This window comes from Pseudomonas sp. P1.8 (assembly GCF_001269805.1).
GTDB lineage: Bacteria > Pseudomonadota > Gammaproteobacteria > Pseudomonadales > Pseudomonadaceae > Aquipseudomonas.
On sequence record NZ_LHVM01000013.1, the window covers coordinates 734,457 to 749,170 of the forward strand.

12 protein-coding genes are annotated in these 14,714 nt (G+C 58.6%); 6 read left to right on the forward strand and 6 right to left on the reverse strand.

Features of this window, described 5'->3' with window-relative positions; translation table 11 throughout:
• The first annotated feature begins 57 nt into the window (after nt 1-57).
• A complete protein-coding gene (locus AD668_RS13925) occupies nt 58-435 on the forward strand; it encodes a hypothetical protein (protein ID WP_053159623.1) in 378 nt (125 codons plus the stop codon).
• Between the two features lie 110 nt (nt 436-545).
• Here the strand turns inward: AD668_RS13925 and AD668_RS13930 are convergent, their stop codons facing one another.
• Nucleotides 546-755, reverse strand: a complete 210-nt coding sequence (locus tag AD668_RS13930) for a cold shock domain-containing protein (protein ID WP_053159625.1) — start codon at nt 753-755, stop codon at nt 546-548.
• A 236-nt stretch (nt 756-991) separates the two neighbouring features.
• On the opposite strand from AD668_RS13930, the gene plsB reads away from it, so the two are divergent.
• From plsB to AD668_RS13955, 5 genes are all read left to right on the forward strand, one after another.
• Nucleotides 992-3,484 (forward strand): glycerol-3-phosphate 1-O-acyltransferase PlsB, encoded by a 2,493-nt coding sequence (gene plsB, locus AD668_RS13935; protein ID WP_053159627.1) that lies wholly within the window; start codon nt 992-994, stop codon nt 3,482-3,484.
• 152 nt (nt 3,485-3,636) lie between these two features.
• On the forward strand, nt 3,637-4,272 hold the full coding sequence (locus AD668_RS13940; RefSeq protein WP_053159628.1) for a hypothetical protein: 636 nt from the start codon (nt 3,637-3,639) through the stop codon (nt 4,270-4,272).
• Nucleotides 4,273-4,367: 95 nt separating this feature from the next.
• Nucleotides 4,368-4,766, forward strand: a complete 399-nt coding sequence (locus tag AD668_RS13945) for a YbaY family lipoprotein (protein WP_053159630.1) — start codon at nt 4,368-4,370, stop codon at nt 4,764-4,766.
• A gap of 27 nt (nt 4,767-4,793) precedes the next feature.
• Entirely contained in the window at nt 4,794-5,483 is a 690-nt protein-coding gene (locus tag AD668_RS13950) for a DUF4197 domain-containing protein (protein WP_053159632.1), read from the forward strand.
• A 298-nt stretch (nt 5,484-5,781) separates the two neighbouring features.
• Nucleotides 5,782-6,744: an IS110 family transposase gene (locus tag AD668_RS13955; RefSeq protein WP_053159634.1), complete on the forward strand. Its 963-nt coding sequence runs from the start codon at nt 5,782-5,784 to the stop codon at nt 6,742-6,744.
• Between the two features lie 137 nt (nt 6,745-6,881).
• Here the strand turns inward: AD668_RS13955 and AD668_RS13960 are convergent, their stop codons facing one another.
• The 5 genes from AD668_RS13960 to AD668_RS13980 form a co-directional block, all read right to left on the reverse strand.
• Nucleotides 6,882-7,592: an OmpA family protein gene (locus tag AD668_RS13960; protein ID WP_053159636.1), complete on the reverse strand. Its 711-nt coding sequence runs from the start codon at nt 7,590-7,592 to the stop codon at nt 6,882-6,884.
• A gap of 112 nt (nt 7,593-7,704) precedes the next feature.
• Nucleotides 7,705-8,346 (reverse strand): MBL fold metallo-hydrolase, encoded by a 642-nt coding sequence (locus tag AD668_RS13965; protein WP_053159638.1) that lies wholly within the window; start codon nt 8,344-8,346, stop codon nt 7,705-7,707.
• 86 nt (nt 8,347-8,432) lie between these two features.
• Nucleotides 8,433-11,171 carry a LuxR C-terminal-related transcriptional regulator gene (locus AD668_RS13970; RefSeq protein WP_053159640.1) on the reverse strand — a complete coding sequence of 913 codons (2,739 nt, stop codon included), beginning with the start codon at nt 11,169-11,171 and terminating at the stop codon, nt 8,433-8,435.
• Nucleotides 11,172-11,350: 179 nt separating this feature from the next.
• Complete coding sequence (locus tag AD668_RS13975) at nt 11,351-12,715, reverse strand: DUF1329 domain-containing protein (RefSeq protein WP_053159642.1); 1,365 nt, start codon at nt 12,713-12,715, stop codon at nt 11,351-11,353.
• Nucleotides 12,716-12,743: 28 nt separating this feature from the next.
• Nucleotides 12,744-14,663 (reverse strand): DUF1302 domain-containing protein, encoded by a 1,920-nt coding sequence (locus tag AD668_RS13980; RefSeq protein ID WP_053159644.1) that lies wholly within the window; start codon nt 14,661-14,663, stop codon nt 12,744-12,746.
• Nucleotides 14,664-14,714 lie beyond the last annotated feature (51 nt).

The following is a 14,714-nucleotide window of genomic DNA, read 5'->3' on the forward strand; positions in this document are numbered from 1 at the left end:
TGCCCGAGACAGGCTAAATCCGCGAATGGATTTTTCAGACACGCAGTGAGGACATCCATGCGCCAACCCGATATCGAGATTTACCTCAAAGACGCCGACGTCGATCACAAGGCCATCTCGGCCTGGCTGGGTGCGGCATTGGGCCCATGCACCGACTGGGTGCAAAAGGGCCAGACCTACAAGTGCAAGGCCGGCAATGTGCCGGTGACCTGGTTACCGAAAGCCGTAGGAAAGTGGAACAGCCTGTACCTGGAAAGCGACCAGACCCCGTGGGAAGACGACATCGCCTGCGCTCGCGCTGCATTTGTCGCACTGAACGTCGAAGTGCGTTGCGCACCGGGAACCTGGGTCGAGGAAGAAGGCGAAGAGACCGCCGATCGCTGGATACGCATCAGCGCGGACGGAGAAGAAGAGATCACCTGGAAAACCGCCTGACATTGCTGGATGTAACGTGACCCTGTAGGAGCCGGCTTGCTGGCGATCCATGCACCTCGGTGCATCAGGATTGTCGCCTTCGCTGGCAAGCCAGCTCCTACAGGACCGTATTACAGACCTACCACATCCTCAGCCTGCAACCCCTTCTGCCCTTCCACCACCGCATACTCAACCTGCTGCCCTTCAGCCAGTGAGCGGTGTCCTTCGCCGCGTATCGCGCGATAGTGCACGAACACGTCCACCCCGTCTTCGCGCTGAATGAAGCCGTAGCCCTTGGCGTCGTTGAACCACTTCACGTTGCCGGTTTCGCGTGTTGCCATGTGTTCATACTCCTTTTTTATTATGGGTCGGGCTTTTCGCAGGAAAGCCTCGGGAACGTCAGCCTGCGCATACCGGTCCCATGAGGGCAGTGGCGACAGAGCGCCGAGTATATGACAGAGGGTAAAACTCTCAACAGGAGTTTACTTCGCCGCTTTTTTGCCGATTTTCAACGAATCCGGCACACTATCGACCTCACGAGCAAACGCTCGGTTTTATTCACTCACGCAGAAGCCGTATGACCCGTTCCCCGTTCCGCCGTCTTGTGTTTGGCACCCTGCGCCGACTGTTGTATCTCTGGGTTCGCTCGGAGACGATCAACCAGTCGTCGTTCACCCTTGACCTCGACCGCAGTCGTCCGGTGTTCTACGTCCTGCAAAATCCTTCGCTAACCGATCTCGCTGTGGTCGACACCGAATGCAGCAAGGCTGGCCTGCCGCGTCCGGTTTTGCCGGTGTCCGTGGGCAACCTGCTGGAACCCGCCGCGTTCTTCTACCTGACACCGGACCCGGACTGGCTCGGTCGTCAGGACAAGCGCGGCGCGCCGCCGACCCTGACCCGTCTGGTCAGCGCCTTGAGCCAGAACGCCGCCGAAGACGCGCAGATCATTCCGGTCAGCGTGTTCTGGGGCCAGTCGCCAGACAGCGAAAACAGTCCGTGGAAACTCTTGTTCGCCGACAGCTGGGCCGTCACCGGTCGCTTGCGCCGACTGCTGAGCGTCATCGTGCTGGGACGCAAGACTCGCGTTCAGTTCTCCGCACCGATCCACCTGCGCGAGCTGATCGATCACAACAAGGGCCACGAACGCACCGTGCGCATGGCCCAGCGCATCCTGCGGGTGCACTTCCGCAACCTCAAAGCGGCAGTGATCGGCCCGGACATTTCCCACCGTCGCAATCTGGTCAAAGGCCTGCTCAACCAGCCGATGGTCAAGCAAGCGATCCTCGACGAAGCCGAGCGCGAGAGCATCTCCCCCGAGAAAGCCAAGGCTCAAGCGCTGCGCTACGGCAACGAAATCGCCTCGGACTACACCTACACCGCGATCCGTTTTATGGAAGTGGTGCTGAGCTGGTTCTGGAACAAGATCTACGACGGCATCAAGGTCAATCACATCGAAGGCGTGCAGAAGGTCGCCCAGGGTCACGAAGTAATCTACGTGCCCTGCCACCGCAGCCACATCGACTACCTGCTGCTCTCCTATCTGCTGTTTCGCAACGGCCTGACCCCACCGCACATCGCCGCCGGCATCAACCTGAACATGCCGGTGATCGGCGGCCTGCTGCGTCGCGGTGGCGCGTTCTTCATGCGCCGCACCTTCAAGGGCAACCCGCTCTACACCTCGGTGTTCAACGAATACCTGCACACCCTGTTCACCAAGGGCTTCCCGGTGGAGTACTTCGTCGAAGGCGGTCGTTCGCGCACCGGGCGCATGCTGCAACCGAAAACCGGGATGCTGGCAATTACCCTGCGCAGCTTCCTGCGGTCGTCGCGCATGCCCATCGTCTTCGTGCCGGTGTACATCGGCTACGAACGCGTATTGGAAGGTCGAACCTATCTTGGCGAGTTGCGCGGTGCGGCCAAGAAGAAAGAATCGATTTTCGATATTTTCAAAGTCATCGGCGCGCTCAAGCAGCGCTTCGGCCAAGTGGCGGTGAACTTCGGCGAACCGATCAAACTGGCGGAGTTCCTCGACAGCGAACAGCCGGACTGGCGCCAGCAGGAACTCGGTCCGCAGTTCAGACCCGCCTGGCTCAACGAAACCACCAACCGCCTCGGCGAGAAAGTCGCCCGGCATCTGAACGAAGCGGCGGCGATCAACCCCGTAAATCTCGTGGCCCTGGCCCTGTTGTCCACCAGCCGTTTGGCACTCGATGATCGCGCCATGGCGCGGGTGCTCGATCTGTATCTGGCACTGTTACGCAAGGTGCCGTACTCGCCGCACACCACGCTGCCGGAAGGTGACGGGCGCGCGTTGATTGCACACGTGAAAGATATGGATCTGCTGTCCGAGCAGAGCGACGCCCTGGGCAAGATCCTCTATCTGGACGAGCAAAACGCCGTCCTGATGACCTACTACCGCAACAACGTGCTGCACATTTTCGCCCTCCCGGCGCTGCTGGCCAGTTTCTTCCAGAGCGCCTCGCGCATGAGCCGCGAACAAATCCTGCGCTACACCCGCGCGCTGTACCCGTACCTGCAAGCGGAATTGTTCATTCGCTGGTCGCTCGACGAACTGGATACGGTGATCGATCAATGGCTGGAAGCCTTCGTCGAACAAGGCTTGCTGCGCTTCGAGAACGACGTGTACCTGCGTCCGGCGCCAAGCTCGCGACATTTCGTGCTGCTGACCTTGCTATCGAAGAGCATCGCCCAGACGTTGCAGCGCTTCTACATGACCGTTTCCCTGCTGCTCAACAGCGGCCAGAACAGCATCAGCGCCGAAGAACTGGAAGACTTGTGCACGGTCATGGCCCAACGCCTGTCGATCCTGCATGGACTGAACGCCCCGGAATTCTTCGACAAGAGCCTGTTCCGTCACTTCATCCAGACGATGCTAGACCTCGACGTGCTCAAGCGTGATGAAGCCGGCAAGCTGAGCTACCACGAACTGCTCGGTGAACTGGCCGAAGGCGCGGCCAAACGGGTGTTGCCGGCGGATATTCGTCTGTCAATTCGTCAGGTGGCGGTGCATCGCAGTGAAGACGCGGCGGATCTCGTCGAGCAGGTATAAGCCGTCAATGTGTCAGAAGCAAGGACGCTTCCGACCTATCCCGTCATCAATTCGCTTTCGCTTGGCGAACTTTTCCTACATAACGCTCGAATGCGCGGGAGATAAGCTCAGCGCTCGTCATTTTCGACGAGCCCATTGATAAGGAAATCATCATGACCCAACATACCATCAACACCCAGCTGCACTTTCCTCCAGACTTTGAACTACCGGAAAGTTGCGAAATAAGTATCAGAGTACAAAACATTACCAACAGAGATGCGCCCAGGCTTCACTGTCAGTGGGGCAGCAACCAACTTTCCTCGACGCGTCCCATCATCTTCCCGGTTGTGGTCGACTCACAGTCGAACACGTTCGGAAGCCGCTTCTCCATCAATGTAAAAATCTCCCACCAAGGGACCGCGCTGCTACTGGATCTGGAGCAGGATTTCCGCTGGGCAGGAGGCGATCACGATACGGACATTCACTTGAGCCCTGTGGGTTACATCGCGGCGCAAAAGCACTGGATGCCTAAAATTGATTACCCTGCTGACTCAGAGCTGATTCTGAAGTTGATTGAAATGAAAACTGATGACCAGCCTGAGATCGTTGTGAGTGAGGCCGTGGGCCTGACCGCGCAAATGACCCCCACTTACCTGAAATATGATCCGTCCGTCATCAAGCCAGGCCAACTTTACACACTAACCGGCACATTCGAGACCCACAGTCGGCACCGAATGCCGCTAGGTCTTAAACCGGCAAAACTGATACTAATGCCGGAACCTGTTCGGACACCGGCTTTCGGTGGCTGATATCAACCGTCCTGATCGACGCTTAGTGTAAAAGCCGCTTACGTTCGGGCACAGGCGCCAGTATTCTACTGGCGCCTTCGACACGGAAACTACTTTTGAAAAAATTGCCTCTGCTCGCCGCGGCTGCCTTGCTGACAGCCTGCCAAACGCCGTCGTGCGCACCTGAAATGTCGCTCAACGGTGAAGTTTTCTACCTGCAACGAATCGCTCTACCGTCCAATGCCACACTGAGCGTAAGTTTGCAGGACGTGTCTATGGCCGATGCCCCTGCGGTAGTTCTTGATGAACAGAAAGGCCAGGTCAAAGGCCAGGTGCCCTTGCCATTCCATCTGAGTTACGATCCGGCCCGGGTCAAACCGGGTCATCGCTACTCCGTCAGCGCGCGTATCGAAGTCGACGGCAAGCTGATCTTCATCACCACCGAGCATCACGCCGTGCAGCTCGATGGCAAAGACCCGCAGCCCCTGAAAGTCCGCGTAGACGCCGTCCGCTAAATACCTCTTACGAACAAGGAAGCTTGCATGCTCCGCTCTACCCTTCGCTTCGCCGGCCTGTGTGCGGGATTGATGATCAGTGCCAACGCCATGGCTTTGGCACTCACCGACCTGTCACAAAAAGACGCCACCGGCGGGCTTAAGGACGCCCTGACCCAAGGCGCGCAATTGGCTGTTAAACAACTTGGCACACCAGGTGGGTTCAGCAACAACCCGGATGTAAAAATCGAACTGCCGGGCAAGTTGGGCAAAGTCGCCAGCAAAATGAAACAGTTCGGCATGGGTGATCAGGTTGATCAACTGGAAGCCAGCATGAACAAAGCGGCGGAAACCGCCGTGACCCAGGCCCAACCAATCCTTGTGGACGCCGTGAAGAAAATGACCGTGGAAGATGCCAAGGGCATCCTCAGCGGCGGCAACGATTCGGCCACCCAGTACCTGAACAAAACCAGCCGCGAACAAATCCGCGCCAGGTTCCTGCCCATCGTCAGGCAGGCCACCGACCAAGTGGGTCTCGTCCAGCAGTACAACTCGTTCGCAGGGCAAGCGGCGACCATGGGCGTGGTCGATGCGAAAAACGCCAACGTCGAAAACTACGTCACCGAACAGGCGCTGAACGGCTTGTTCGAAATGATCGGCAAACAGGAAGAAACCCTGCGCCAGAACCCGGCGGCGGCGGCAACCAGTTTGGCGAAGAAGGTGTTTGGTACGCTCTAAACTGCAATACAAATCCTGTGGGAGCGAGCCTGCTCGCGAGTGCGGTATGTCAGCCAAGTTGATGTCGACTGACATGACCTCATCGCGAGCAGGCTCGCTTGTATGTTTAGACTTGAAGGGGTGGGTGGGACTAAAGCTCGTCATCTGACTCTGACCAGTACAGACCGTGGGAGACTTCGTCCCACCCCTTCACCTAATGCGCCGATAAGGAATGCATCGGCTCGGACCGACGATAGAAACAAGCCAGCGCAACGGTGAACCCCGACAAGTCTTTAAACCCTAGCTCGGAGGGTGGGCCATGACAATCCTTGATTCGCAGGTGGTCGTTGGTGTGGATGTGGCGAAGGACGAGATCGTTGTCTATCGATCCGACCTGCAAAAACCCCTCAAGGTCGCGAACAAGCGAACAAGCCTGAAGCAATGGCTCAAGACGCTGCCAATGAACAGCGCCATCGCGCTTGAGGCGACCAATATCTATCACCTTGATACAACGGAAATGGCCCATGAAATGGGCCATGACGTTTACGTCATCGATGGCAGTCGCCTCAACAAATACCGCGACGGCATAGGCATGAGGGCGAAAACAGACGCCCTGGATGCCGAACTGCTGGCGCGTTACTTGAGCCGGGAGTCCGACAGGCTGAGGATCTGGAACCCGCCACCGAAGGCTTACACGCAGCTCAAAAGCCTGCTTCGTCGCCGGGCCCAACTGGTCCGGGGCTGTGTCGCACTCAAGCAGAGCTGGAAAAACGAGCCCCTGCTCAAAGAGCAGTTCAACCAGCTTCTGGTCGCCATTGCCCAGTTCGAAAAAACGATTCAGAAAACACTCAAGGAGATTGCCGAGGACGCCGGGATGCAGGATCAGGTGAAGCGCTGCCAGGCCGTCGAGGGCGTCGGGCTGCTGACGGCCACCGCAGCGGCCACGGCGTTTTTGCGTGGGGAGTTTGCAAACAGCGACGAGTACGTCGCCTTCCTCGGCATGGATCCGCGGGTGAGGCAGTCAGGACAAAAGGATCAAAGGCGTCGGCTATCCAAGCGAGGGGACTCTGAGTTTCGGCGCCTGTTTCACAACAGTGCCATGGCCGCCAGCCGCTCGCCGGTCTGGAAACCGTACTACCAGAGCTACCTGGCCAGAGGCCTAAAAGGTACTCAAGCCTTGGTTATCCTGGCACGCAAGCTCGCCAGAGTGATGTTCGCGCTGATGAAAAACCAAAGTGAATACACGCCAAATTCTATGCTTGGGGGTTTCCCCCAAACATAGAATCTCCTACGAAGTGCACACTTTTTGTGATCGCCACTTCCCCTGCAGGAACTGACGATAAAAAAAAGCCCGCCCGATCTGATTGGAATCGGGCGGGCTTTTTTAGCCTGGGGTTCAATCAGGCATTTGTGCAGCGCTTACTGCTGAGCACCATACTGCTGACCTGGAATCGCCTTGAGGTTGACCTCGACACGACGGTTCTGTGCACGGCCGTTGGTGTCACCGTTGCTGGCTACCGGATTATCCGGGCCGGCGCCACGGGCGCTCAAGTTGGCACCGCTGACACCTTGCGACGTCAGGTAGGTCGCCACGCTTTGAGCGCGACGCTGGGACAGGTCCATGTTGTGCTGGCGACTGCCGGTGCTGTCGGTGTAGCCGACGATTTCGATCTGGTTCTGGTTGAACTCTTTCAGCGAGCCGGCCAGGTTGTTCAGTGGCTGATAGAAGCTTGGGGCGATGTTAGCCGAGTCGGTGGCGAAGGTAATGTTGCCCGGCATGATCAGTTTGATCTGGTCGCCCTGGCGCTGCACTTCAACACCAGTGTTGGCCATACTGGCGCGCAGTTTTTTCTCTTGCTGATCGGCGTAGTAACCATAACCGGCAGCGGAAGCACCCACCACTGCGGCACCGATCAACGCGCCCTTGCCACGGTTATCGTGGTTGATGGCGGCACCGGCCAGAGCACCGGCGAGCGCGCCAAGACCACCGTACTTGGCGGTTTTGCTCATGCCTTGGGAACCGCTGTCCGCCTGCCCCTGCGGCTGACCGTCATAAGGGTTGGGCGAGGCACAGCCGGACAGTACGGCCACGGCAGTAGCGACAATCATCAAACGACGCATGGTGAACATGTAAAGCTCCTACGTTTTGCATTCTGTGGTGCAACGGACCAAGGCATCGGCCTTTGCGGGCGTTGGATCATAAATGTGAATAAAAATTCCGCCTTGCCTTCACAACGGCACTTCAGGCCCGCACGAAAGGATTTTCGCGCATTTCATCGCCCAGTCGGGTATCCGGACCGTGTCCGGTTACCACCGTTGCGTCTTCATCGAGGGTGTACAGCCGCTGCTTGATCGAACGCACGATGGTCGCCTGATCGCCGCCCCACAAGTCCGTGCGGCCGACGCCGCGCCGAAACAGCGTGTCACCGGCAATCAGCAACTTGGCGTCGGAAAACCAGAAGCTCATGGAGCCCGGCGTATGACCCGGCGTGTGCAGCGCTACACCGCAGCCGCAGTCCAACGCTTCATCATCGGCCAGCCAGCGGTCCGGCGACGGTACCGGGGTGTAGGGCACGCCGAACATCTGGCACTGCATTTCCAGGTTGTCCCAAAGGAATTGGTCTTCCTTGTGCAGGTGCAACGTCGCACCGGTTTTCTCCTTCAACTGGCCGGAAGCCAGGAAATGATCCAGGTGCGCGTGGGTATGAATAATACTGACCACCTTCAGGCCCAGCGCGTCAAGCCGCGCCAGGATCAGCTCATGATTGCCACCCGGGTCGACGACAATGGCCTTTTTCGTCACCGGATCACCGATGATCGTGCAGTTGCACTGCAAAGGGCCGACGGGGAAGGTTTCGCGAATGAGGGCGGGTTTCTGGGACATCGGAGCCTGCTCGATAAACGGGGACAGGCGATTTTCGCACACTTGAGGGTCGAAGCATTTATCCGCATGAGTAACGTGAAAACTTCTTAATCCAAAACCCCCAACTCCTTGGCCCGCGCCACCGCCTGTGTCCGCCGCTCGACTCCGAGCTTGCTGTTGATATGGCTGGCGTGGGTCTTGACCGTGTGCAGGGAAATGAAGAGTTGGTCACTGATTTCCTGGTTCGAGCAGCCTTGGGCAATCAATCGAAGGACGGCCAGTTCTCGAGCGCTGAGATGCTCCGCCGCCGCGCAAGGCTCCAGACTGAAGCGAGCCACCGGTGTCGGCAGCTTTTCGATAAGGCTCTGCGAAACAGGCGTCGGCGAGTTGAGTTGCAGTTGCCCGCGCAACCAGTCCGGATGTTCGGCCAACAAACCTTCGAACGGCTGCAAAACGCCTCCACCGGCAACGTCCAGTGCCTGAATCAGAGCCTTGCGTGCTTCAGGCTCGCGGCCACTGCCAAGCAACAAGGTGATTTTTTGAGTCAGCGCCATGGCACTGAGCATCTGCCGACCGCTTTGCTGACCATGTTCGAGAAGAGCATTCAAACGCCCCTCGGCCAGCATCGGCTGGCCCTGGATGACCTCCAGCTGCGCTTGTTGCAATTCAATGTGTAACGGCAGTTGCGGGTGAAACTCCGGCGGAGCCGCCGCATGCTCGCCGTTGTAAGTCTGCCCCAGCCGTGCCAGCCAGGCTTCGGCCAGATCGGTTCGCCCCTGGGCCAGCCAAAACTCACATTTGACCAAGGTAATCATCGCCAGGTAGTAGATCGGCGGCACGTCCCAGATATGCATCAGGCGCTCGGCTTCAGCGAGTTCGGCAAAGGCCTTGGCAAATTCACCGCTGCTGCCTTCGAGCCTGGCGATTACGCAATGACCGATCAATACGCTGATATCCCGGCAGGCACGGGCCTCATTCAAACCCGCTTGCAATCGCACCCGCGCCGCTTGGGGTTGTAGCCGCTGAGCCAGTAAAACGCCTTCGTATAATGTCAGTCGGGCACGCACGGCATAGAGTCGCTGCGAGGACAAACCCTGCAGGCGTTGCAAACCCTGGCGTACTTCGTCCTGTGCCCGAAAGACCTCCCCGCGCGCTTGCAGGACCCGAGCTCGATCGTAATGGGCCAACGCTTCGAACAACGGGTTGCCCACGCGCTGCGCCAACTCCAGCGAATCACGGTTCAGTCCCCGCGCGCGCCATAAATCACCGTCGGCGATGGCCAGGTTGGACAGTGTCGAGAGACACATCAGGCGTTGCCCATAACGCTTGGCTGGCAGGCTTTCCAGCGCTTCGCGGCAATACAGCAGCGTGAGCTCACGATTGCCCCGTCCACGGGCGATGATGCCGCTCAACGCCAGCCACTGGGCCAGCATGGATTTCTGCGCGGTGGCCGAGGGCGCCGGCAGGAATCGACTCAAATGACTGGCCAGCTCTTCGGCAGCGTCCAGTTGGCAAGCCATGCCCAACGCCCAGCTGTACAGCACGATCAAGCGTGGCGTACTGATCAACAGGCTGTCGGGCAAGTCCATTTTCCAGCGAAGCAACATGCCGACGTTCTGCTCGGCCAGCAGTTGCTCTTCGGAAAGGTTCTGCACCAGGTTCGCCGCGACATCCAGGTGACCGGCGCGCAACGCCTGCTCCACCGCCTCGTCGAGCAACCCCTGGGCATTGAACCAGCGGCAGGCGCGCAGGTGCAGGCTCGCCGCAGGGACCAGCGACTGGGCGGCGGGACGAGTGCGCAACAAATCGGAAAACAGGTGGTGATAGCGATACCAGTGCCCGTGCTCGTCAAGCGGCACCAGGAACACTTGGTGGGCGAGCAGAAACCGCAGAATTTCAGCGCTGTCATGGGCATCGCGAACGGCGTCGCACAGTTCGCTGCAAAATCGTTCCTGGGGTGCCGTGTCATAGAGGAACGACTGGACCTCGGCGGGCAGGCAGTCAATAACCTCTTCGAGCAAGTAATCGCGGATCAACCCTTCCCCACCGTGCAACGATTGCGGCAGCGCGCCATCGGTGCCCGCCTCCGAGGCGGCCAACAGCCAGAAACGTAACCCCGCGACCCAACCTTCGCTGCGCTGGATCAGGTTTTCCAGTGCCTCACCGCGCAGGGAACTGCTGTGTCGGTCGAGCAGGCTCAAGGCCTCGTCGTGGGTCAGGCGCAGATCCTGTTCATGCAACTCGAGCAATTGCCGCGACAGCCGCAGCCGCGCCAGGTGCCAGTCGGGTCGCTGGCGACTGGTGACCATCACCAGCAAGCCATCGGGAAGATGATTGAGGAAAAATTGCAGGCAACGGTCCAGCACCGGCCCCTGGGCCAGATGATAATCATCCAGCACCAGCAGCAGCGGCGAAGTCGCGCAAAGGTACACGGCCAACTCGTCGAGCAAACCGTCCAGCCATTCCTCGAAGGCGAACGGCTGATGGCGCTGTCGCATTTTCAGCAGTCCGAGAGACTGTCTGCCCAGATGCGGGAAATAGTCCTGCAGGCCTTCCAGCAAACGCTCGAGAAAACGCCCAGGGTCACTGTCTCGAGGGCTCAGCCCTAACCAGAGGCTACGCCAGTGACCCGGCAATGCCTGACAGAACTCCACCGCCAGCGAACTTTTGCCGAACCCCGCCGGCGCACTCACCAGCAATAACCGCCCTTCAAGACCGGCGCTCAATCGTTCGCACAAACGCGGTCGCAGGACATGACCGTCGGGCAATGGCGGACGAAAGAATCGTCCGTCCAATGTCGCGACAGCAGCAGTTGCTGAACCTTGGGGTGTAGACAAATCAGTCATAGCCGGCTCTTGTTTGAATCGCGGGTGGCGGCGTTGCAGATGTCCGCAGACTAGCCGTAAACGGCTAGGGAATGAAGGTAATTGCTACAAATGGCTACAAAAAGTCTACGAACAAAAAAAACGCCCCGAACCAGTCGGGGCGTTTCTCCAGAGCGGATGCCGTCTCTATTCAACTCAACTTAGCGAACACCCTCCTGACGCAACGCGGCCGGGGTGAAGTCGCTGGTGGTCGCCGTGAAGCCGAAGTCATACGCCGACTTCTCTTCGTTTTTCATGCCCAGCGCCAGGTAACGGCCCGATTGCAGGTCGTACAGCGCTTCGAGTGCATACCATGGCACTTGCTTGTCGTAGTAGTTCTCGGCATGAGCCTCGGCAACTCGCCACAGTTGACCGCGACCATCGTAGTGATCGATCACCGCCGCTTGCCAGGTGTCTTCGTCAATGTAGAAGTCACGCTTGGCATAGATGTGACGCTGGCCTTCCTTCAGGGTCGCAACCACATGCCACACACGACGCAGCTCGTAACGAGCCAGGTCCTGGTTGATGTGACCCGCCTTGATGATGTCGGCGTACTTGAGCGTCGGATCGTCGAGCTTGTAGGCGTCGGAGGCGATGTACATTTCTTTCTTGCCTTCGAGCTTCCAGTCGTAACGATCCGGTGCGCCGTTATACATGTCCAGGTTGTCGGAAGTACGCAGGCCGTCGGCAGCGGTACCCGGGCCGTCATAGGACACTTGTGGAGCACGACGCACGCGACGCTGACCGGCGTTGTAGACCCACGCCGAACGCGGTTCCTTCACTTGGTCGAGGGTTTCATGAACCAGCAGCACACCACCGGCCAGACGTGCCGGAGCCGTCACTTTCTGCTTGAAGTAGAACAGGATGTTGCCCGGGTTCGCCGGATCGTAGTCCTTCATCTTGTCGCGGAACACGAACTGGTCCTGGAAGTACACCAGACTGAACGAACCGTTCGGTTGTGGCGTGGCCTGGGTGACCAGGCGAGTCACGCTACCACCGCGATAGCGGGTGATATGGTTCCAGATGACTTCAACCCCGGTTTTCGGAATCGGGAACGGGACTGCGGTTTCGAAGTTTTCCAGGCCGTTGCCGCCGGACACCAGTTTGGTGTTGGTCGCGTTCTTCCTGATGGCGGCAAACACGCCATCCGGAACGGTCGCACCGCGATGCGACGGGTAGACCGGCATCTTGAAGGTTTCCGGGTAGCGCTTGAACATCGCGTACTGGCCCGGGGCAAGCTTTTCCTTGTACTGGTCGACGTTCTGCGCCGTGATGGTGAACAGCGGTTTTTCACTGGCATATGGGTTGGACAGGAAGCCTTTGCTGTCGACAGTCCCGGCCGTTTTCGACATTGGCTTCCAGGCCGGAATCGAACCGTCGGCATTACCCGCCATTTCAGCACCCATCGGGGTCAGGCTCTTGCCCAACTTGTCCGCCTCGGCCGCAGGGACCGCGGCCATGACGCTGGTCGCAAGCAGCGAAAACCCGAGGACACCGGCGTGGAACAGACTCTTGGTTATTTTCATATGTGCGTTCATCCTGAAAATACAGTGCTTAGAAGTTCACGCCGAAGCTGAGCGCAACGAAGTCGCGATCATCCACAGTGGTGTATTTACCGTCGAAGAAGTTGGTGTAGGCCAGGCTTGCGGTATAGGTGTTCTGGTACTCGGCATCGACACCCAGGCTGACTGCTTTGCGACCTTCCTCGAAGTTGGCGCCAGGGCCAGGGGAGTAACCCTCAACGTCATGGGACCAGGCCACGTTGGGCTTGAGGTTCACACCAGCGAACACGTCGTTGTATTCCCAGATGGCGCGACCGCGGTAGCCCCAGGAGTTGGCGGTCGTAAACCCGTCGTTTTCGCAGTAGCGGCTGACGTTGTTTTGCGCCCCACCCGCCAGAGTGCCGGTGTTCAACACAACGCACTGGTTGTTCGGCAACGGGCCAGGGCCGTAGCTCGGGTCACGACCGTAACGCGCTTCGGAGCTGTCTTCCAGGCCACCGACGTGGGTCCAGCCAACCTCGCCAACCAGAGTCAGTCGCTCAGCACCCATCACCTGATCGAAGAAGTGGGTGAGCGTTGTCTGCAGCTGGGTCACTTCCTTGCGGCGATAACCTTGTTGATCCTGACCTGGAGTACCCGAGAGTACGGAAACGCTAGGGTTGAGCGGCGTCAGACCGGAGAAGAGAATGTCGGTGGTGTTGAGCTGAACCGGAGCATTCGGCCGGTAGCTGAGTTCACCACTCCACGCCGTACCGGTAGGCAACGTAGTGGAGAAGCTCAGACCATACAGGCGGATATCTTCAGGGTATTCGACGTAGTAGCTGGAGTTGCCCGCTACCACCAACGGCAGCAATTGTGCCGTCGCAGCACCTGCGAGCTGGGGCGGAATACCGGCACCCACCAGTGCGCCACCCAAAGCCTGCGGGTTATAGGCGCTGGCTGGCGCGCCATGGCCGCTGAAGATCGGCGCGCGGCTGTGGTAGTTCATGAAATAGGCACCGAATTCGGTGTCCAGCGGATCGAACATATACTTGAAAGACACACCGAACTGACCACTGTCTCGAGCGTCACGATCCGGTCCGCGACGGACGATAACGCCTTCGTCCGGATTGCCCCAGGTCACGCCCCTGGCAGACAGGACATTGAGGGCTGGCGTCGCCAAGGGACCCAATGCGCTGCGAAGGCTCTGTTGGGTGCGCAGTACGGCCAGGTTGTTGTCACAACCATCGGCGATCACGTCGGGTTGCGAGAAGAACGTGCCGCAGTTGTCGGCAACGGTCTGGTCCCATTCGATCTGGTAGAAAGCTTCTGTCGAGAGGTTCTCGGTGAGGCTTTGAGACACATAGAACATGTTGACCGGAATCAGGCCTTCCTTGATCTCGGCGCCTGGACGACGGAACGCGGACACATCGATCGGGTTGATCGAGTTGATGCCGCCGCCGATGAAGGTACTTTCACCCCAGCTCACCACCTGCTTGCCCAGACGCACGGAACCCGGCTGATCGGCGATGGCGTAATTGTGGTAGACGAAGGCGTCGAGGATCTGGCCGCCAGCAGACTTGGCGCCTTCCTTGCGGTTGCTGTCGCTGATGTCCTTGAACGGACGGCTTTCGTCTTTCAGTTCGAAGTCGTACCAGTATTTGCCACGGACGAAAACGCCGGTATCGCCGTATTTCAGTTCAAGGTCGTGAATGCCCTTGAAGATCTTCGAGAAAGTTTCGCCACTCTTGAAGTTCAGGTGACCGTCATCGGAGGTCTGGGACAGGCCACGGCCGCCGTTGTTGACGCCGATGAGATTCTTGTTGGCACTTTCGGTAGACCAACTGGCACCGATCGACAGGGATGAATCGAACTGACCTTCGATTTCACCAACGTTGAAACTGACGCCGAATGCTGGCCCGGCGAGCGTAGAGGCAAGACTGACAGCCAGAGGCAATTTCGCCCGGCGCCAGAACTGGTTTACTGATGTCATCGACGCTTCTCCATGTGCATTTTATTGTTATGGCATTAGCACTTCTAAAAA

Excerpts from the sequence above, each read along its gene's own strand:
- AD668_RS13925 (WP_053159623.1), top strand. The coding sequence starts at position 58 with ATGCGCCAACCCGATATCGAGATTTACCTCAAAGACGCCGACGTCGAT.
- AD668_RS13930 (WP_053159625.1), bottom strand. The coding sequence starts at position 755 with ATGGCAACACGCGAAACCGGCAACGTGAAGTGGTTCAACGACGCCAAG.
- plsB (WP_053159627.1), top strand. The coding sequence starts at position 992 with ATGACCCGTTCCCCGTTCCGCCGTCTTGTGTTTGGCACCCTGCGCCGA.
- AD668_RS13940 (WP_053159628.1), top strand. The coding sequence starts at position 3,637 with ATGACCCAACATACCATCAACACCCAGCTGCACTTTCCTCCAGACTTT.
- AD668_RS13950 (WP_053159632.1), top strand. The coding sequence starts at position 4,794 with ATGCTCCGCTCTACCCTTCGCTTCGCCGGCCTGTGTGCGGGATTGATG.
- AD668_RS13955 (WP_053159634.1), top strand. The coding sequence starts at position 5,782 with ATGACAATCCTTGATTCGCAGGTGGTCGTTGGTGTGGATGTGGCGAAG.
- AD668_RS13960 (WP_053159636.1), bottom strand. The coding sequence starts at position 7,592 with ATGTTCACCATGCGTCGTTTGATGATTGTCGCTACTGCCGTGGCCGTA.
- AD668_RS13965 (WP_053159638.1), bottom strand. The coding sequence starts at position 8,346 with ATGTCCCAGAAACCCGCCCTCATTCGCGAAACCTTCCCCGTCGGCCCT.
- AD668_RS13970 (WP_053159640.1), bottom strand. The coding sequence starts at position 11,171 with ATGACTGATTTGTCTACACCCCAAGGTTCAGCAACTGCTGCTGTCGCG.
- AD668_RS13975 (WP_053159642.1), bottom strand. The coding sequence starts at position 12,715 with ATGAAAATAACCAAGAGTCTGTTCCACGCCGGTGTCCTCGGGTTTTCG.
- AD668_RS13980 (WP_053159644.1), bottom strand. The coding sequence starts at position 14,663 with ATGACATCAGTAAACCAGTTCTGGCGCCGGGCGAAATTGCCTCTGGCT.